Raw genomic sequence first — 18,676 nt, 5'->3', positions numbered from 1 at the left:
CGCTGTGTTGATTACCGCTTGTCCGCCACCGTCTGGCACAGATTGCCCGTACAGCGAAAGACCAGTTGCGGACGGCCGCCATAGTCATTGATATAGGTCAGCACCGGGCCGGTACCGATCGCCGCGGCGGACACGCCGAGGGGCGCGCTGCCCTTCGGCGCCACCATCACCGGCTCAAAATCGGCGATGCTCTTGCCGCCCTTGCGCGCCGCGCCGTCCACCAGCGTCACGTAGTAAGGGGTCGGGTTGTTCACCACATACTTATCGCCCTGACGGGTCAGCGTCAGCGCCTGCTGGCTGGGTTCCGCATTCTTCTGCGGCGCGACGGCCGCCGGGCGGTAGAACATTTTGATCCGCGTCTGCAGCGCAATCTGCAGGGTGTTCGGCTTGTTGCTGCGCGGCGGTATCTCCCGCAGGTTGAAGTAGTAGAGCGTCTCGCGGTCCTGCGGCAGCAGTTTGGCCGCCGGCAGCGCCTGAATCTTCACCTGGCTGGGTTTGCCCGGCTCCACCCGCTGCACCGGCGGCAGCACCGTAAACGGTGACTGGATCTTGTTGCCCTGCTCATCTTCGATCCAGCCCTGGGCCAGATAAGGCAGCTGTTTGTTCTGGTTGCTGATATTCAGGCTGACCGTTTTCTGGTCACCGTCAAAAATCACCCGCGTGCGATCCAGCGCGATCGCGCCCTGCGCCGGTGCGGCCGTCAGCAACGCGGCAAAGGCCAGCGGCGCGCCCAATACGGCAATGTTCAGTCTGGTTTGAGTCTGGTTAAGCATCGTTTTCACAGTTATCAGTCCGTTATCGGTGACCGTGCGCCGCAGCGCCGGTCTGGTCATCGGGTCGGGGGGATCTCCTGGCCGCCTGCGCCGACGGGGCGACAAGGCAGCAGCAGGTTATTCATCAACATATCGGCCGGCAGCGGTGCCGGCAGATGCACCTCGCACTGCGCCGCGCCGTTCCAGTGCACCGTCATCGCCTCGCCCGGGTTAATGCCAGACAGGTAAACGCTGCCGCCGTCGTTGACGATGCCGGTTTCCTGCTTGCGCGCATTCGTCACCGTGGCGCCGAACGGCGGCTCGCTGCCGTCCGCCAGTTTGATAATCGCCATCGCCTTTTCACCGGCGATCACCGCAAAACGCCGGTAGCCGATGGCACCTTCGGTCAGGGTGGCCTGTACCACCGAACGCGTCGCCTCTACCTTGTCTCCCAGCGCGTTCAGATCGATGCTGGCCTTGTTGCGGTAATAGCTGTTGACGTCCGTCACCACGGCCTGGCCAAAGCGGTTGGTCGCCACCGTGCTGCCGTAGCCGCGCACCGGCACGTCGGCCACGCCGTCGGTATCCAGCAGCAGCCGGGTGCCGCCCGGCGTCGTGATGCGGTGCAGCGCCCCGCCTTCCGCCGTGAGCGTCATTCCGCCCTGCGCGGCCAGGCCGACGGCGCTGTAGCGGCCGGCCTGATAGCTGGCGTTGGCGTTCACCTGGGCCATATCGCCTTCATGGCTGTAGTAGCCGCTGAGCGTCGCCCCGCTGCGTCCGGTGCCGGCGCTCAGCTGATAGTTGTCGTGTTCACTCACCCGGTCGTAGTAACCGACGCGGTGCGTATTGTCGTTGCGGTCAATGGTGGTGTTGTAGCTGAGCGTACCGCTGCTGCCCCACGGCACCGACAGCGACAGGTACATGCCATCGTCATTGCGCGCGTTGTAGCGGTTGCGGTAGGCCGACAGCGACAGGCTGAGGTTTTTAAACTTGCCGAGGTCGAAATAGCGCGACAGCATCAGGTTGTAACGGTCATTCGCCGCCCGGTCCCAATAGGTCTGATGGCTGTAGTTGAGGTAGGTGCTCAGCCCCAGATCGCGGAACTGTTTATTGAAGGAGAGGGTGTACATCTCCTTGCTCTTGCCGTTGCGATTCCCCTGATAGCGGGCGTTCAGGTACTCGCCCATGCTCATAAAGTCTTCCTGGGAGAAGCGGTAGCCGGCGAAGGTGACCTGGCTGTCGTACTCATCAAAGTTTTTCGAATAGCTCAGTCGGTACGAACCGCCGCTCTTGACCCCTTCCTGCGGCAGTCTGGCCCGCGACTGGGTGACGTCGAAGGAGAGCGCCCCCAGCAGCATCAGATCGCGCCCCAGCCCTAACGACAGCGCGTTGTAATCCCCGCCGCCGATGGCGCCGCCGTACAGCGACCAGCCGTTGCTGATCCCCCAGGAAAACTCACCGGTGCCGAACAGCGGCCCGCGCAGGTGGTGCCCCCACTCCGTCGGCTTGCCGGCGGCCAGCTTGTAGCGCACCCGGCCCGGCCGCGTCAAATACGGGATGCTGGCGGTGTTCATCTTGAACTGCTGCACGCTGCCGTCCTGCTCTTCCACCCGCACGTCCAGCTCGCCGGAAACCGCGTCGTTAATATCCTGAATAAGGAACGGGCCGGCGGCCACCTGGGTCTCATACAGCACGCGCCCCTGCTGGCTGACCACCACCTTGGCATTGGTTTTCGCCACGCCGCTGATTTCCGGCGCGTAGCCGCGCAGGTTCGGCGGCAACATATTGTCGTCCGACCGCAGGCTGGCGCCGGTAAAGCGCAGGCTGTCGAACAGATCGGAATTGAGGTAATCCTCCCCCAGCGTCAGACGGGAGCGCAGCGCCGGTATCGCCCGGTAGGCGTAATAGCGGCTCCAGTCGAACTGTCGGTCGGTGCCCTGGCCCGAACCGGTCTGGTGGTTAATGCTGGCCTGCCAGTCGGCGCGCAGCCGCCAGGCGCCCAGGTTGCCGCCGGCGGTGCCGTTGCCGCTCAGGCTGTAGCCGCTGCCGCCCACCTTCAGGTTCTTTTGCGTTTGTGCATTGAGGTTGTAATCCAGCAGCAGCCCCGAAATACCGTTATCCCAGCGTGACGGCGGGTCCCAGTTTTCCGAGCTGTATTCCAGATAGGCCTGAGGGATAGTGAGATACAGCGAGGAGGAGCTTAAATCGCCGCGCGCCTCCATGCCGGCCAGGCTGCGTAAATCCAGGCACTGCCCGCCGTGTGTCCAGCGCAGCGTTTTTTCTAGCCCTTCCTTTACCCCTAGCTGTTGAACCAATGCCGGCGGCAGACACGCTTCGCTGCCTTTATCATCGTTTTCCGGCGCGACAAACGCGATCGGCTGTTCAGGCAGATCGTTTTTATTCACGTGAATCGCCATGGTGTAATTACCCGGCATAATATAGCCGCTGCGGGTAAACTGGCTCAGATCGATATTCTGACGATCGTTAATATCTAATACATCGGTATTAAACTGAATTTCTTCAGCGGCAAAAACCCAGGTTACGGGGCTGCCAAACGCCAGGGCAATACACAGCCCCAGCGTTTTCAGGCGAAATAACTTCCCTGCCGGTGAAAGCATCATCAACATCCCTTCAAAACGAATTAACCGTCAGCACGATAAAAATCAGAAATAATCCAGCTTAAAACGCACCGTGGAAAAATATGCTCCCGCCTTCAGCGGCTGGTGATTGGGCATTAACGTCATGGAATAGTGCAGCACGCGGTTGCCCGGCATAACGCTTTCCTGCGCCAGAGGTTCTCCGGGGATGACCCTTTTGCCGTTGCCGTCATCAATTTTTAATGCGACGCCGCGGGCCTCGCCCTGTACGCCGAATAGCGCGCCGTCCGCATGGCCATCGAACGTCACCTGAAAAAACTTCCAGTCGGGTTTATTGCCCGGCCGCTCTACGACGCAATTAACCAATTCGATACTGAACGTTTTCGTCATTCCCCGGCCATCGCGCACGATCTGTCCTAGCGGGACCGTTTCCATATCGATGGTCTGATCGCGGCTACCGGCGGCAATTGCACAGGCGGTATCGATAATAGCGCCGTGCATACTGACCTGGCCCCACCCTTGCGCGGCAGGCGCGGCGCGGCCCGTGGCGGAAAACAGCGCGCAACCGGCCAGCAGAGCAAGCGCGCCGGTCTGGTTCCAGAGTGACAACATCGCGGCATTCCTTTGACGGGGAAACGGCCGGGCACGGCGCAACCGCGCACACGCCCGGCGATGCTATGACTTACTGGTAAGCCAGGGTGAAATCGGCTACGGCGGAGAAGTCACCCGGCACTACGGCGGCGGAAGCGCCTTCGCCCTGCAGGTAGGCGGCAAAGTGCAGGGTGTTGTTGCCTTCGTTCAGGTCCTGCGCAGCGGTGGCTTCACCCAGTTTAACGGTTTTGCCGCCGTAGGTGATGGCAACGCCAGCGCCGCTAGCCGTGCCCACGATGCCCAGCAGATCCTGATTGGTCGGTGAAGCCGCGCCGGTAAAGGTGGTGGTAACGTTCTTTATCGTGGTGATATCGCACTGCTCCAGCTTGATATCGAATGAGCGCGGGTTAGAAGTACCACCGTCTTTCAGTGCGATGCTGGACACCTGGCCCAGGTCAATGGTCTGGTCGATAGACTCAGGGGCGATGGAGCAAGGCGCATCGATAATAGAACCCGTAAAGCTAACTTTACCGTGTCCCTGATCGGCAGCCTGAGCGAAAGAGGTTGCGCCAAATGCCATCACCGCGGCCAGCATGATTTTGTTAAGTTTCATAGAACCTATATTCCTTATAAGAAGAGAATGCGTATATCCAATAAATAAAGAACGGCGCGAAGCAGATATTTACCCGCAGATAAATAACGCGCTCTGATTCTTTAATTTTTTTGCACTTTGCGATTAGTTAAACGTACCTAACCAAAGGGATAATGGGAACATTTACCGCTGCGAAAAAGTAAAAAATTAACGGCAACCTGCCGTGATTTCATAAAAACCACATGAGATTACAATTTAATTTTACCCGACAGATCCTTATGGTTGGCAACGGTTATTCTGGCAAATAGCCTACATTAAAAAAAGTGCTTTCTGGTTAAAGCGCAATATTCGCAATATATTTCCTTTATCCGGTAGAATTATCGTTTTTTTTAGCTCCATAGATCGTAAATTATATAAAACCAGAATAATATCCCATATTTTATTATTTATCGAACAATGAGATCTAAAATGTGGCCATTTTGAATATAATAAACCAAAAATCAGCTTTATCTGATGCTCTGCACGGGCCTTTGCCCGTCGCAACGCGTTCGCTAACGCCATAAAAAATCGCCATTAAGTACCGTTAGTCTTTTGCTTTAACTGGGTTTTATCTTATACACAGCATATTGATAAACACCGCCATACCCGGGTAAAGCTATAAAGGAATCCGAGGAGACACCATGGAAGTGTTATCGCCCAAAAAGAAGGAAATACGGCAGCTAAAACAGCGGCTGCTGTACGCATTATTGACTTTATCTCCCCCGCTCACTCAGGAGAATGAACTCCCCCCCCAGCACGAATGGCTATCTACTCGTCAACTGGCGGAATATATAAACGAAGGGGTATATAGAGCCAGGAATTTATTACTGGAAATGGTCGCTAATGGCGACGCCATTGTCAGCCACGGCTCGGTAAAAAACTCGCTGAGATGGTATCCCGTCGCCACAGAGCAGCAAAGGATGGTTGCCGCACGCCGCAAAAACGGTGCGCGCACTTTTTAATGACCAAACATTTTGGGATACAACAGTGAAAAAATTTGTTTTTTTATTATGCTGCCTGGCGCCGTTGCTGCCGCTCGGCAAAGCACAGGCATTTACCTGCCAGACTTCCGACGGCGATCACATTCCCCCGGGCGGCTCGATAGCGCCCGTTGACGTACGGGTGCGCATCGGGCCACAGCTGTCGTACGGTAAGAACGAGATCGTCAACGTCAGCCAGGTCACCTGTAAAAACGACACGGCCAGCTGGATCGACTATCTAAACACCGACATCTCGGCGTTAACCATGAACAACGCAATTTTTGGCGGCATCGGCAGCGGCACCACCATTAATGGCACCGACTATAACTCACCGGTGCCGGCGGGCATCAGCGTGATGACACTAACCAACCTGAACCAGCAGACGGTGAATATCCGGGTTTATATCGTGCTGAGCCACTTCCCCACCCCGGATATTAAAATCAACAAAGGGGATGTTATCGGCCAAATCAATTTCAGGCAGACCAACGACCGGCCGGCCTGCCCCAAATGCGGCCCCTACCACTGGCGCCTGATTGCCGATAACGACGCCTACTTCGTCACCACCAGCTGCACCATCAACAACGGCCAGCAGATTGACGTCGACTTTAACCAGATCCGCCAGGACTTCCTGACGCAAACCGTCACGGATGCGCAAATCAAGCAGGATAAGGCGCTCAGTTATCATTGTGACGACAGCAGCGCCACTCAGGATGTACTGATCCGGCTGGTCAGCGACGCCGCCGGCTTTTCCCCGGACTATATCAAGACCAGCAACGCCAACGTGGGCGTCGCCATGATGTACAACAACGCGGTGGTCAAACCTAACAACGCGTTCCGCACCCGGATCGTCAACGGTATGGGCAGCGACACCCTGACCTTTGTGCCGGTAAAAAACAACGTGCCCTATACCAGCATCGCCACCGGCCCGCTCTCCGGCTCGGCAACGCTGATTTTCAGCGCGCCTTAAGGAAGCCTCCGCCATGATACGCATTGGAAAAAAATGGCTTGCCGGCCTGCTGCTCGCGCTGTCAGGCTGCGGCGCTTTCGCCGCCGAACAGGGGACACGGGTCAGCATCACCGCCACGATAGTGGCGCCGCCGCCCTGCGAGATTAACAACGGCCGCACCATCGACGTGGATTTCGGTCAGGTCGGTATCAAACGCATTGACGGCAGCCGCTATATGCAGCGGCTGAGCTACAGCGTGCGCTGTGAGTCTCTCGACCCCGCCAGACAGCTGCAGATGAAAATCGTCGGCACCGGCGCGGCGTTTGACGCCAACGTGCTGCATACCAGCGTCAACGGCCTGGGGATTAAACTGCTGGCGGACGGCAAGCCGTTTAACCTCAACAGCGTGCTCAATATCGATTACACCATGCTGCCACAGTTGGACGCCGTACCGGTCAAATCCCCTGCCGCCACGCTGACGGAGGGGAAATTCACCAGCGGCGCCACCATGCAGATCGACTATTTCTAATCCTTCCCCTGCGCGCACCAGGCCGGACGGCGCACGCTTTTTTCGCCCTACGGCGTTAACAGCTGCGGCGTTTCCAGCAGGATAAATTCATTATCGTCCGCCTGATTCGGCTGACGGCTGGTGGAGAACGGGAAGTTGTTATCGTTGCCGACGATGATATGGCGCTTATCCACCACGTCGACGTTTTCAATGGTGAAGAACGGGAAGGTCAGCACGCCGTTATTCAACGGCTTGCGCGCCAGCCGGTTCGGATCCTGAATCTTTAGCAGGTCGATGTAAGCCTGCTTCTCCACCGGCCTGCCGACGTTGGCGTCGGAAAACGCGATGCGGTACACCCGTTTGAATTGCGCCGGCTGGCTGAAGCAGTTCTCGGTCGGCGCGCCGGCGGCGCAGGCGCGATCCGCCGTACCTTCGCCGTTATCGCGCTCAATCACCAGCCCGTGCGTGGCGTCGATCAGATTAAAATCGCCGATCGCGTGGGCGTTATCCTCCAGCACGTACTGCCAGCTGCGCCCGCTCCACTGCTGGCGCTTAACGTCAAACTCCAGTACCCGCAAATAGCGCTTACCGTCCACCTGCTCAAAATCTTCGCCGTCCCACAGCGCCCCTTCCAGCAGCGGATACAGTTTGCTGCCGTCCGGCGACAGCGCCATGCCCTCAAAGCCCTTGGAGCGCGCCACCTGGAAGTTCTGTTTGCCGTCCGGCGCGCCCGGCAGCGTCAGGGTCGGGTTGTCCGGCGATTTCACCACCTTGCCGTTCACCTGGGTGTCGAACACCGCCAGAATCTTGCCGTCCAGCGTGGCCTTAATAAGATAAGGGCCGAATTCGTCGCCGATCCACAGGGCATTATCGGCGAACTGGAAGCTTTCCGGGTCGAAGTCGCTGCCGGTCAGGTAGCGCTGGTCGGTGCTCTCATTGACAATATGAAACGGCACTTTCTTGTCCGGATCGTGCAGAAATACCGTTTTCAGCGGCTCCACTGCGCCGGTCTTAAAATCGATGCGGTAGTGGCTGAGATACAGCATCGCGTCCGGCGAGTTGGCCTTGCTGCCGAAGCCGTTATCGGTCAGCACCCAGTAGCTGCCGTCCGGCATATGTTTAATGCCGGAGTGCCCCTGCCGCGGCTGGCCGTCGATCGGCAGGCCGATGCCGGTGGGCCGGTCGGCCGACAGGCCGGCGATGCTGCCAAGTACGCTGACCCGCTGGCCGCTGGTGTATTTGCCGCTCTGGCGCAGATCCGCCGGGGCGTCGTCCGGCGGCGTCAGCGTGCTGTTAACCGGCAGCAGCGCATGGCCGGCCAGCCGCGCGTCAACCTCCTGCTGCGCCCACAGCGGCGCGCTGCACAGCATGCCGCCAAGCAGCAGCGCCAGAGGCAGGGATGTTATCGTTGTTTTCATTGTCATTTTTAAGCGTCCTGATGAGGTGTTTGACCAAGAGGTAAAGGCACCGTCACTATAGGCAGCCGCAATGACAGAAATATTACCCGCCGCCCTGCCGGTAGCTGCGCGGATGAAAGCGCGCCGTCAGCGCCATCAGCAGCAGCACCAACAGCGTATGCAGCTGCCAGTCGAGCAGGAAGCCGCCGCTGTAGTCGCGCAGCAGGCCGGAGACATACGGCGCGGCGCCCGCCAGTAAAAAACCGATGCCCTGCATAAAGGCCACCAGCCGCCCGGCCGCCGCCGGCTGCGGCAGGTGATCCAGCGCCAGCACCAGACACAGCGGAAACGCCCCGCCGAGGCCGAAGCCGGCCAGCAGCGCCCACAGCCACGGCGTCTGTAGCGGCCAGCCGATCAGGCCGATAAACCCGATCAGCTGCAGCGTCAGCGCCGCCCACAGCAGCTGACGGCGATCGTGACCGCGCGCCAGCGCCGGCAACGCCAGCGCGCCTATCACCTGCCCCAGCGTCATCAGCGCCAGCAGCGCGCCGCTGGCCTGCGGCTGCCAGCCCAGCTGTATATAGTACGGCGGCAACCAGGCGATCAGGCTGGCGTAGCCGCCGTTAATCAGGCCAAAGTAAATCCCCAGCAGCCAGGCGCGCGGGCTGCGCAGCGGGCTGCCCGCCTGTCCGGCGGCCGCCGGTGTCAGCCGCGCCAGCCTGCGGCTCACCCACAGCCAGACCGCCAACGCCGCCAGCGCCGGCAGCGCCCACCAGGCCAGCGCGCTGTGCCAGTCATGGTCGCGGTTCAGCCACGGGGTGATCGCCGCCCCCAGCCCGCCGCCGCCCATCAGCGCCGCCGACCACAGGCCGGCCACCAGCGCCATGCGCTTGAGAAAATGGTGTTTGATAATGCCCGGCATCACCGCCTGAATAACGCCGATGCCCAGCCCGCCCAGCACCGCGCTGAGCAGCAGCTGCGTGCTGTCCGGCGCCAGTTCACGCCACAGCGCCCCCAGCGCAATCGCCAGCAGGCTCAGCAATACGCTGGCGCGTTCGCTCAGCAGACGGTTGATCGCACCGCCGGCCAGGGCCATCAGCCCCATCATCAGCACCGGCAGCGCGGTCAGCAGCGCCGCGCCGCCGAAGCTCAGGCCGGTGGCCTGGCGCAGCGTGGGCAGCAGCGGGCCGACGGAGGTTAACAGCGGGCGCATATTCAGGCCGATCAGCACCAGCGCCCATAACAAAGGATGAAACCAGCGGCGCGCGCCTGACGCCTGCCCCGCCGGTTGAGAGTGATTAACCACCATGAATTCCAGTCAGTAAATGCGGAAGGAGAGCCGTCACAACGCGGTGACGGCAACGTTGCCTCACTGTAGAAAATGCCGTTAGTATTTGGAAATTAAATAATGGAATGGTCAGCAGTGACAAAATGAATCGTTATCCGATGTTCAACCCTCAGCTGTTGCTCAGCTTTGTTGCCGTATGCGACAGCAGCAGCTTTACCCGCGCCGCCGAGCGGGTGTGCCTGTCGCAGTCGACCGTCAGCCAGCAGGTGCGCCGGCTGGAAGAGATGCTCGGCAAACCGCTGTTTGAACGCTCCTCCCATCAGGTGCTGTTGACCGAAGAGGGGGTGAAGCTGCTGAGCTACGCCCGGCGCATTATCGCGCTGAACGAAGAAGCGCACGACGCGCTGACCGGCGTCTGGCGCGACGGCGTGCTGCGCCTCGGGGTGCCGGAAGACTTCGCCGCCTCCACCACCGAACTGCTGGCCGAATTCAGCCGCGAACATCCGCACCTGCGGCTGGACGTCACCAGCGGCCTGAGCGCCGATCTGCACCACGCCTACGGCCGTGAAGAGCTGGATCTGATTCTGGTTAAACAGCGCCGCAGCCAGCCGCCGCGCGCGGCGCGGCCGGAGCCGCTGCTGTGGCTGGACAGCCTGGCCTTTCCCGCCATTGAGCAGTCGCCGGTGCCGCTGGCGGTGTTCCCACTCAACGGGCTGTACCGCGACGAGCTATGCCAGGCGCTGGACAACCTCGGCAAACGCTGGCGCATCGGCTACAGCAGCGCCAGCCTGGCGGCGCTGACCGCCGCCTCCGCCGCCGGGCTGGGAGTCACCCTGCTGCCCGCCGGCTGCCGGCTGCCGAGCCACCGCGTATTGGGCGAGGCGGAGGGCCTGCCGCCGGTGAATGATTTCGAACTGGCGCTGTATTACCGTGACAGCGCCCCTGCCGCCGCCGGCGCGCTGGCGCAGCGGCTGACGACGTTTTGCCGGTTGGCGTAAGCGGCGTCAGCAGGCCGTTTCCGCATATTTGTCCCGGTACTCTTTCGGCGTCATGGCGTCGCCCTTGCGGAACACCGAATAAAAATATTGCAGCGACGGATAGCCGCACATCTGTGAAATCTCGTTGATCGATAACGCGGTGGTCGCCAGCAGATTACGCGCCCGCTCCAGTTTTTCGGCGTGAATCGCATGGTGAATCGTCTGACCGGTTTCCTCTTTAAAGCGCTTCTCCAGGTTGGAGCGCGACAGCCCCACCGCATCCAGCACCTGTTCCACCTTGATGCCGCGGCAGGCGTGATGGCGGATGTAGTGCATCGCCTGAATCACCGCCGGATCGCGCAGCGAGCGGTAATCCGTCGAGCGCCGTTCGATCACCTTCAGCGGCGGCACCAGGATACGCTGCAAAGGCAGATCGCGCTGTTTTAACAGGCGGTGCAACAGTTTGGCGGCGTGGTAACCCATCTGCCGCGACCCCTGCGCCACCGACGAGAGCGCCACGCGCGACAGATAGCGCGTCAACTCCTCATTATCGATGCCAATCACGCTCAGTTTCTCCGGCACCGGAATCGCCAGATGTTCGCATACCTGCAGCAGGTGGCGGGCGCGCGCATCGGTCACCGCGATAATGCCGGTCTGCTGCGGCAGGGTCTGCACCCAGTCCGCCAGCCGGTTCTGCGCGTACTGCCAGTTTTCCGGCGCGGTCGACAGGCCCTGATACACCACACCCTGATACTGCTCCTGCGCCACCAGCTGCCGGAAGGCATATTCGCGCTCCTGCGCCCAGCGTTTGCCACCTTCAGCCGGCAGGCCGTAAAACGCGAAGCGGTTCAGCCCCTTTTCCTTCAGGTGCATAAACGCCGCTTCCACCAGCGCATGATTGTCGGTGGCGATGTAGTGCACCGGCGGGTAGTCGTCGTCGCGGTGGTAGGAGCCGCCCACCCCGACAATCGGCACCTGGACGTTATGCAGCAGCCGCTCAATCTCACGGTCGTCAAAGTCGGCGATCACGCCGTCCCCCAGCCACTCTTTGATGTTGTCGATACGGCAGCGGAAGTCTTCTTCGATAAAAATATCCCAGTCGCACTGCGACGCCTGCAGGTATTCCCCCACCCCTTCCACCACCTGACGGTCATACACCTTATTCGCGTTAAATAACAACGTAATACGATAGCGTTTTTCACACATAGCTGCCTCGCTGCCCCATGCCTGCATATATTTGTTGTCATATACATCACGAATGGAGAGTTCATAATTTATTTTATTGCCCGTTTGTGACCACAATCACGTTAGGCATTTTTCATAAACTGAAAAACAAAATGCGGAATAAAAAAACCTCGACGCCAGCGCTATGGTGAGCCCACCATAAAAACAGCGGAAGAGCGTAAATAGCAATGAGCGCCTATGATTTTGATAAAAACATCTCCCGCCAAGGCACCTTCAGCGCGAAATGGAATAGTGAAAGCCTGAACGACGGCCAGGAGATTATTTCCCTCTCGGTCGCCGATATGGATATTGCCCTGCCCGACACGATGATTAATCCATTAGTTGAGCACAGTAAAAAAGGCATTTATGGCTATACCCTGCTGAGCGACAACTGGCATCAGGTGGTTTCACAATGGATGCAGCGCCACTATCAGTGGCAGGTGCCGCCGGAGCACGTCGTCTTCTGTCCGCGGGTCATCCAGGCCGTCTCGCTGTATATCCAGAACTTTACCGCCCCCGGCGACGCCATCGTCAGTCTGACACCGTCCTACCACCCCATCGTGCAGGCGGTGACTCTGAACCAACGTCAGCTGCTGGAAAGCACCTTGCGCTATCAGGATGGCCGTTACAGCATCAACTTTGACGATCTGGAAAATAAATTCAAACGGGCGACCTGTTTTATTTTACTGTCGCCGCATAACCCGACCGGCACCGTCTGGTCGCCGGAAACCTTAATAAGAATTGCTGAATTGGCCGAACGGCATCAGGTATTTATTATTTCCGATGACGTGCACGCCGACTTTATTTTCAGCGCCCAGCGGCATCAGATTATCTCTACCTTCAGTCACTATGTGGCGCAACATTCCTTTATTTGCACCTCGCCGGCCAAAACCTTCAATATGGCCGGGCTGGAAGTGGCAAATATTATTATCGCTAATGATAAACACCGGGAGAAATTTACCCGCTGCCTGGAGGCCGCCGGTATTCATAACCCTGGCTATTATGCCGTCCCCGCCTTTCTGGCCGCCTATCAGCACGGCGATGCATGGCTGGCGCAGCTCAAACGCTATCTGGCCGACAACCGTACGCTGCTGATTGACACGTTCAGCCGCCATTTCCCCGCCTGGCAGGTAACCCGCAGCGACGGCACCTACATGCTGTGGGTCGATTATCGCGCCAGCGGCCTGGACGAGCAGCAGCTCAAAACCTGGTTCCGCACCCGCGCTGGCGTAGAGGCCAGCTGGGGCTCCGACTTCGGCGCGGCCGGCCGGGGTTTCTTCAGGATCAATATCGCCACGCCGCGCCGTCTCCTCAGCGCGGCGCTGCAGCGCATCGTCAGGACTTCCCCGTTATAACACCAGGAGTCGTACCCTATGGATACTATGAAACCAAGAATTCCGACGCTGACGGAATCCCTGTTGCCGATTATCGCCATGGTGCTGCTGCTCGGCGTCGGCTATGCCGCGTTCGACCTGCCGCCGGAGCCGTTGATGGTGCTGTCGACGGTGATCGCCGCCCTGCTGGTCAGGCGCCTCGGCCATGACTACGGCGCCATTCTCAACGCCATCTCCCAGAAGATCGCCAAGACCATGCCGGCGCTGCTGATTCTGATCAGCGTCGGCCTGCTGATCGGCACCTGGATGGCCGGCGGCACCATTCCGCTGATGATTTATTACGGCCTCAAACTGATTAACCCCGCCATGCTGTACGTCACCGCGCTGCTGGTCACCGCCGTCGTCTCCGTCTGTACCGGCACCTCCTGGGGCTCCGCCGGTACCATCGGCGTGGCCTTTATGGGCGTGGCGATCGGCATGGAAGCCAACCTGGCCGCCACCGCCGGCGCGGTGGTTGCCGGCGCCTACTTCGGCGATAAACTCTCCCCGCTGTCCGGCGACACCAACCTGGCGGCGATGGCGGCGCAGGTCGATCTGTATGAGCATATCGCCCACCTGCTCTACACCACCCTGCCGTCGCTGATCCTCTCCGCCGTGGTGATGCTGTGCTATGGCCTGTCCGTCGATCTCGCCGGCGCGGCCATCACGGATAAAGTCACGCTGATCACCGACGGGCTGCAGGGCATCTACCACTTCAACTGGCTGCTGCTGTTGCCGATCGCCATCGTGCTGTACGGCTCCGCCAGCAAAAAGCCCACCATCCCGGTGATGCTGGTCTCCGCCCTGTGCGCCATGCTCAACGCCGCCTTCATTCAGGGCTTTGCGCTACACGACATCGTCAAAAGCGCGGTCGACGGCTTTAACGTGTCGATGCTGGGAGATACGCCGGTCAACCCGCTGCTGAGTAACCTGCTTAACCGCGGCGGCATGAACTCGATGATGGGCACGCTGCTGATCTGCTTCTGCGCGCTCTCTTTCGCCGGCACCCTGGCGCTGAGCGGCGCGCTGGAAGTGATTGTCCATAACCTGCTCAAGCTAGTGCACTCCACCGGTACGCTGATTGTGGCCACGCTGACCTGCGGCCTGACCATGATCGGCGTGACCTGTAACGGGCAGATTTCCATCCTGATCCCGATTGAGATGCTGCGCAGCGCCTATATCGAACGCGGGCTGCATCCGAAGAACCTCAGCCGCACGGTCGAAGATTCCGCCACCATTTTCGAACCCATCCTGCCCTGGACCGCCGCCGGCGCCTATATGGCCGGCACGCTGGGCGTCGCCACGCTCGCCTATCTGCCCTGGGCGGTGCTGTGCTGGAGCGGCATCTTTTTCGCCATGCTGTGGGGGTTCACCGGCTTTGGCATCGCCCGCCTGACCCCGGAACAGCAGCGACAGCTGGCGGAGCAGGCCGCCGATAACGCCTCCCCCCTCAACGAAAAGGCGGCGCAATAACGCCGCCGCCCTCCGGCCGCTGAAGCAGCAACGCCTCAGCGGCCGCCCTATGCGCTATGCCCGCCGCTTGGTGGCGGAATCCATCCAAACCGCCAGCAGCAGGATCGCCCCTTTAACGATGTACTGCCAGAAGGTGGGAACGTCCAGCATGCTCATGCCGTTATCCAGCGACGCCATGATAAACGCCCCCAGCACCGCGCCGGCGACGCTGCCGACCCCGCCCGCCAGGCTGGTGCCGCCAATCACGCAGGCGGCGATGGCGTCCAGTTCGGCAATGTTGCCCGCCGACGGCGAGCCGGCCCCCAGCCGGGAACTGAGGATCAGCCCGGCAATCGCCACCATCAGGCCGTTAATAGCGAACACCGCCAGCTTGGTGCGCTCGACATTCACCCCCGACAGCCGCGCCGCGTCGATATTGCCGCCGATGGCGTAGATGCGCCGGCCAAAGGCAGTGCGCGAGGCCATAAATATCCCCGCCAGCATCAGCGCCGTCAGGATCAGCACCGGTGTCGGCACGCCGCGATAGTCATTCAGCAAATAGATGGCGCCGAGCACCACCACCGCCATCACGCTCTGCCGGGCGACGTCGCCGCCGGCGGCGGGCAACGGCAGCCCGAGCTGCGCGCGTCTGCTGCGCCGCCGCCACTGCCAGATAACGAACAACGCCAGCCCTAGCGCGCCGATGCCGAAACCGAGGCCGCCGGGCAGATAGCTCTGACCAATCTGCGACATCGCGCTGCTGGTCGGCGCCACGGTGGTGCCGTTGGTGATGCCGATCAGAATCCCGCGGAACGCCAGCATGCCGGCCAGCGTGACGATAAAGGAAGGCACCTTGCGATAGGCCACCCACCAGCCGTTCCACGCGCCGAGCAGCAGGCCAGCCAGCAGCGTCACCGCGACGGTCAGCGGCAGCGGCCAGCCGAGCCAGACGTCAAAAATCGCCGCCGCCCCGCCCAGCAGCCCCATCATCGAGCCGACCGACAGATCGATTTCTGCCGAGATAATCACAAACACCATGCCGACCGCCAGAATGCCGGTGATCGCCGTCTGGCGCAGCAGGTTGGAAATATTGCGCGCGCTGAGGTACGCGCCTTCGGTGGTAAAGGTAAAGAACAGCAGGATCACGGCGATGGCCGCCAGCATCACCAGCACCTGCAGATTCAGCGATTTCAGCGGCAGGCGCGGCTTTTTGGCGGGCGCAGCCGGCAGGCTTGCCTCAGACAGCGTGTTTTTCGACATGATTTTCACTCCTCAACGCGGCTTCCATCACCTGTTCCTGGGTCAGATTACGGTTTTCCAGCGAGGCCTTGATTTTCCCCTGGTGCATCACCAGCACGCGATCGCTCAGGCCCAGCACCTCCGGCAGTTCGGACGAGACGACGATCACCGCAATGCCCTGCTGCACCAGCTGATTGATTAGCTTGTAGATTTCATATTTCGCGCCGATATCGATACCGCGCGTCGGCTCATCCAGAATCAGGATTTTCGGGTTCAGCAGCAGGCACTTGGCGAGGATCGCCTTCTGCTGGTTGCCGCCGCTCAGGCGGCCGATCGCCAGCTCCGCCGACGCGGTTTTCACCTTCAGCCGCGCCAGCGACTGCTGAATCACCGCCTGCTCGCGCGCCTCGTCCAATACCGACAGCGGGCCGCTGAACTCCCCCAGCGCCGCCAGCGTCATATTGGCGCCGACCCCCATTACCGGCACGATGCCGTCGCGTTTACGGTCTTCCGGCACCATGGCGATGCCGTAGCGCATCGCCTGCCGGCAGTTGCCGATCGACACCGCCTGTCCGTCGATGGTGATGCGCCCCTGCCAGCGCCCGGGATAGGCGCCGAACAGGCACTGCATGGTTTCGCTGCGGCCGGAACCCACCAGCCCGGCGACGCCGAGAATTTCACCGCGCCGCAGCGTAAACGATACGTCGTCAACCCGGCGGATATGCCGGTTAACCGGGTGCCAGGCGGTCAGATTATCGACCTGCAGCACCACCTCGCCAACGGCGTGCTGCGTCTGCGGATACAGCTCGGTCAACTCGCGGCCGACCATCATGGCGATAATCTCCTCCTCGCTCATGCCGGCCACCGGGCGGGTGCCGATATGTTTGCCGTCGCGGATCACGCAGATCAGATCCGAGATCGCCTTCACCTCGTTCAATTTGTGGGAAATATAGATGCAGGCGATGCCGCGATCGCGCAGATCGCGCACGATCGTCAGCAGCGTGGCGGTTTCGCTTTCGGTCAGCGAGGCGGTCGGCTCATCCAGCACCAGCAGCCGCACCTGCTTGTTCAGCGCCTTGGCGATCTCCACCAGCTGCTGCTGCCCCAGCCCCAGCTCGCCGACGCGGGTATCGGGATCTACCGCCAGCTTGACCTGCGCCAGCATGCGCCGGCAGCGCTGATACATGGCGTCATCGTCCAGCAGGCCATGGCGACTCCACTCGCTGCCAAGGAACATGTTCTCCAGCACCGTCATCTGTTTAACCAGCGCCAGCTCCTGATGAATGATGGCGATACCCTTTTGCTCGGTGTCGCGAATCGTTTTCGCCGTGATTAAATGGCCGGAAAAATAAATATCTCCCTGATAACTGCCGTGCGGATATATTCCGCACAGCACTTTCATTAATGTGGATTTTCCTGAACCATTTTCACCGCATAATGATAATACCTGGCCGGCTTCCAGCTGCAGACTGACATTATCCACCGCTTTCACCGCGCCAAATTGCTTCGTGATATGCTTCATGTGCAATAAACAGGACATAACGTCCTCCGTACGGCGCAGTTTATTTACCCAGCTCGGCTTTTTTATGGAAGCCATCGGCGACTATCGTGCTGTCGATATTGGATTTATCGACGGAGACCGGCGTTAATAACCAGGCGGGTACCGCTTTACTGCCGTTATTTAAGCTGGCGTTGGATTTCGGCTGTTCGCCGCGCCCCAGCTGCACCGCAATATTGGCGGCTTCATCGGCCAGTTTGCTGATCGGCTTGTACACCGTCATGGTCTGGCTGCCGGCGATAATGCGTTTGACCGCCGCCAGGTCTGCGTCCTGCCCGGAGATCGCCACCTTGCCCGCCAGCCCCTGCGCGGCCAGCGCCTGAATCGCGCCGCCGGCGGTGGCGTCGTTGGAGGCCACCACCGCATCGATGTGGTTGTTATTGGCCGTCAGGGCGTTTTCCATGATTTTCAACGCATTTTCCGGCAGCCAGGCGTCCACCCACTGGTCGCCGACCACCTTGATTTTGCCGGCGTCAATCAGCGGTTTCAGCACGTTCATCTGCCCCTGGCGGAACAGTTTGGCGTTGTTGTCCACCGGCGAGCCGCCCATCAGGAAGTAATTGCCCTGCGGCACGCGCTGCACCAGGCTCTGCGCCTGCAGTTCGCCCACTTTTTCATTATCAAACGAGATATAAAAATCGATATCCGCATTATTAATCATGCGGTCGTAGGCCAGCACTTTAATGCCTTCGCGCTTCGCCTCGCCGATGACGTTGCTCAGCACCTGCCCGTTATAAGGAATGATCACCAGCACATCGACGCCGCGGTTAATCATGTTCTCAATCTGCGCCATCTGGGTTTCTTCATTGCCGTTGGCGGACTGCACAAACACTTTCGCGCCCTGCGCTTCGGCCTGTTTGACAAAAATATCGCGGTCTTTCTGCCAGCGCTCCAGACGCAGGTCGTCAATCGCCATCCCAATCTTGACGTCTTTACTGAACCCCGGCTGGCTGGCCAGCGCCAGCATGGCGCAGGCAGAGAGGAATAAGTGCTTAAATTTCATCTTATATACCTTCTTTATTGAAATTGTAGGGTAATAATTGAAACGACTTTTTATGGCACAACGTCCCGGAAAGTGTTGTCGCTTAGCGCTAACTCAGCAATTACTGATTTTTACCGGCGAATTACGTTTTTTGGTTTAATGTTATTTTTATGATGGCGAT

At 59.9% G+C, this 18,676-nt stretch carries 16 protein-coding genes; 6 read left to right on the top strand and 10 right to left on the bottom strand.

Going from position 1 to position 18,676, the window contains the following annotated elements; all coding sequences use genetic code 11:
• Window positions 1-11: 11 nt before the first annotated feature.
• The 4 genes from D781_RS00350 to D781_RS00335 all read right to left on the bottom strand — a co-directional run bounded on the left by D781_RS00350 (window position 12) and on the right by D781_RS00335 (window position 4,553).
• Window positions 12-773: a fimbria/pilus periplasmic chaperone gene (locus D781_RS00350; protein WP_041411952.1), complete on the bottom strand. Its 762-nt coding sequence runs from the start codon at window positions 771-773 to the stop codon at window positions 12-14.
• Between the two features lie 56 nt (window positions 774-829).
• Complete coding sequence (locus D781_RS00345) at window positions 830-3,373, bottom strand: outer membrane usher protein (RefSeq protein ID WP_015344067.1); 2,544 nt, start codon at window positions 3,371-3,373, stop codon at window positions 830-832.
• A 42-nt stretch (window positions 3,374-3,415) separates the two neighbouring features.
• Window positions 3,416-3,961 (bottom strand): fimbrial protein, encoded by a 546-nt coding sequence (locus D781_RS00340; protein ID WP_015344066.1) that lies wholly within the window; start codon window positions 3,959-3,961, stop codon window positions 3,416-3,418.
• A gap of 70 nt (window positions 3,962-4,031) precedes the next feature.
• Window positions 4,032-4,553 (bottom strand): fimbrial protein, encoded by a 522-nt coding sequence (locus D781_RS00335; RefSeq protein ID WP_015344065.1) that lies wholly within the window; start codon window positions 4,551-4,553, stop codon window positions 4,032-4,034.
• Window positions 4,554-5,212: 659 nt separating this feature from the next.
• On the opposite strand from D781_RS00335, the gene D781_RS00330 reads away from it, so the two are divergent.
• The 3 genes from D781_RS00330 to D781_RS00320 all read left to right on the top strand — a co-directional run bounded on the left by D781_RS00330 (window position 5,213) and on the right by D781_RS00320 (window position 7,026).
• Window positions 5,213-5,533 carry a hypothetical protein gene (locus D781_RS00330; protein WP_015344064.1) on the top strand — a complete coding sequence of 107 codons (321 nt, stop codon included), beginning with the start codon at window positions 5,213-5,215 and terminating at the stop codon, window positions 5,531-5,533.
• A gap of 178 nt (window positions 5,534-5,711) precedes the next feature.
• Complete coding sequence (locus tag D781_RS00325; protein WP_041411948.1) at window positions 5,712-6,518, top strand: fimbrial protein; 807 nt, start codon at window positions 5,712-5,714, stop codon at window positions 6,516-6,518.
• Window positions 6,519-6,531: 13 nt separating this feature from the next.
• Window positions 6,532-7,026 carry a fimbrial protein gene (locus D781_RS00320; protein ID WP_015344062.1) on the top strand — a complete coding sequence of 165 codons (495 nt, stop codon included), beginning with the start codon at window positions 6,532-6,534 and terminating at the stop codon, window positions 7,024-7,026.
• A gap of 47 nt (window positions 7,027-7,073) precedes the next feature.
• Here D781_RS00320 and D781_RS00315 read toward each other — a convergent pair whose 3' ends face one another.
• The gene (locus D781_RS00315) at window positions 7,074-8,375 is read right to left on the bottom strand and encodes an esterase-like activity of phytase family protein (protein WP_102024941.1); all 1,302 of its coding nucleotides are present in this window, start codon (window positions 8,373-8,375) and stop codon (window positions 7,074-7,076) included.
• 130 nt (window positions 8,376-8,505) lie between these two features.
• The gene (locus tag D781_RS00310; RefSeq protein WP_015344060.1) at window positions 8,506-9,711 is read right to left on the bottom strand and encodes a cyanate transporter; all 1,206 of its coding nucleotides are present in this window, start codon (window positions 9,709-9,711) and stop codon (window positions 8,506-8,508) included.
• Between the two features lie 122 nt (window positions 9,712-9,833).
• Between D781_RS00310 and D781_RS00305 the strand changes: the two genes are divergently transcribed.
• Window positions 9,834-10,688, top strand: coding sequence for a LysR family transcriptional regulator (locus tag D781_RS00305; RefSeq protein ID WP_041411682.1), 855 nt, complete (start codon window positions 9,834-9,836; stop codon window positions 10,686-10,688).
• 6 nt (window positions 10,689-10,694) lie between these two features.
• Here the strand turns inward: D781_RS00305 and xylR are convergent, their stop codons facing one another.
• Complete coding sequence (xylR, locus tag D781_RS00300) at window positions 10,695-11,873, bottom strand: D-xylose utilization transcriptional activator XylR (RefSeq protein WP_015344058.1); 1,179 nt, start codon at window positions 11,871-11,873, stop codon at window positions 10,695-10,697.
• A 206-nt stretch (window positions 11,874-12,079) separates the two neighbouring features.
• Here xylR and D781_RS00295 point away from each other — a divergent pair, with 206 nt between their 5' ends.
• Both D781_RS00295 and nhaC read left to right on the top strand, forming a co-directional pair.
• Entirely contained in the window at window positions 12,080-13,246 is a 1,167-nt protein-coding gene (locus tag D781_RS00295) for a MalY/PatB family protein (RefSeq protein ID WP_015344057.1), read from the top strand.
• An 18-nt stretch (window positions 13,247-13,264) separates the two neighbouring features.
• A complete protein-coding gene (gene nhaC / locus D781_RS00290; RefSeq protein WP_015344056.1) occupies window positions 13,265-14,737 on the top strand; it encodes a Na+/H+ antiporter NhaC in 1,473 nt (490 codons plus the stop codon).
• Window positions 14,738-14,791: 54 nt separating this feature from the next.
• On the opposite strand, the gene xylH is transcribed toward nhaC, so the two are convergent.
• From xylH to xylF, 3 genes are read right to left on the bottom strand one after another with little or no spacing between them, the layout of a single operon-like run.
• The gene (gene xylH / locus D781_RS00285; protein ID WP_015344055.1) at window positions 14,792-15,976 is read right to left on the bottom strand and encodes a xylose ABC transporter permease XylH; all 1,185 of its coding nucleotides are present in this window, start codon (window positions 15,974-15,976) and stop codon (window positions 14,792-14,794) included.
• The gene (locus tag D781_RS00280) at window positions 15,954-17,495 is read right to left on the bottom strand and encodes a xylose ABC transporter ATP-binding protein (protein ID WP_015344054.1); all 1,542 of its coding nucleotides are present in this window, start codon (window positions 17,493-17,495) and stop codon (window positions 15,954-15,956) included. Before D781_RS00280 ends, xylH begins: the two co-directional genes overlap by 23 nt.
• 22 nt (window positions 17,496-17,517) lie before the next feature.
• Complete coding sequence (xylF, locus tag D781_RS00275; RefSeq protein WP_015344053.1) at window positions 17,518-18,516, bottom strand: D-xylose ABC transporter substrate-binding protein; 999 nt, start codon at window positions 18,514-18,516, stop codon at window positions 17,518-17,520.
• Window positions 18,517-18,676: the final 160 nt, after the last annotated feature.

The sequence above is a fragment of the Serratia sp. FGI94 genome, assembly GCF_000330865.1.
GTDB classification, from domain to species: Bacteria; Pseudomonadota; Gammaproteobacteria; order Enterobacterales; family Enterobacteriaceae; genus Serratia_B; species Serratia_B rubidaea.
The sequence above is the reverse complement of the archived record's forward strand: the minus strand, read 5'-3'. Positions and strand labels throughout refer to the sequence as shown.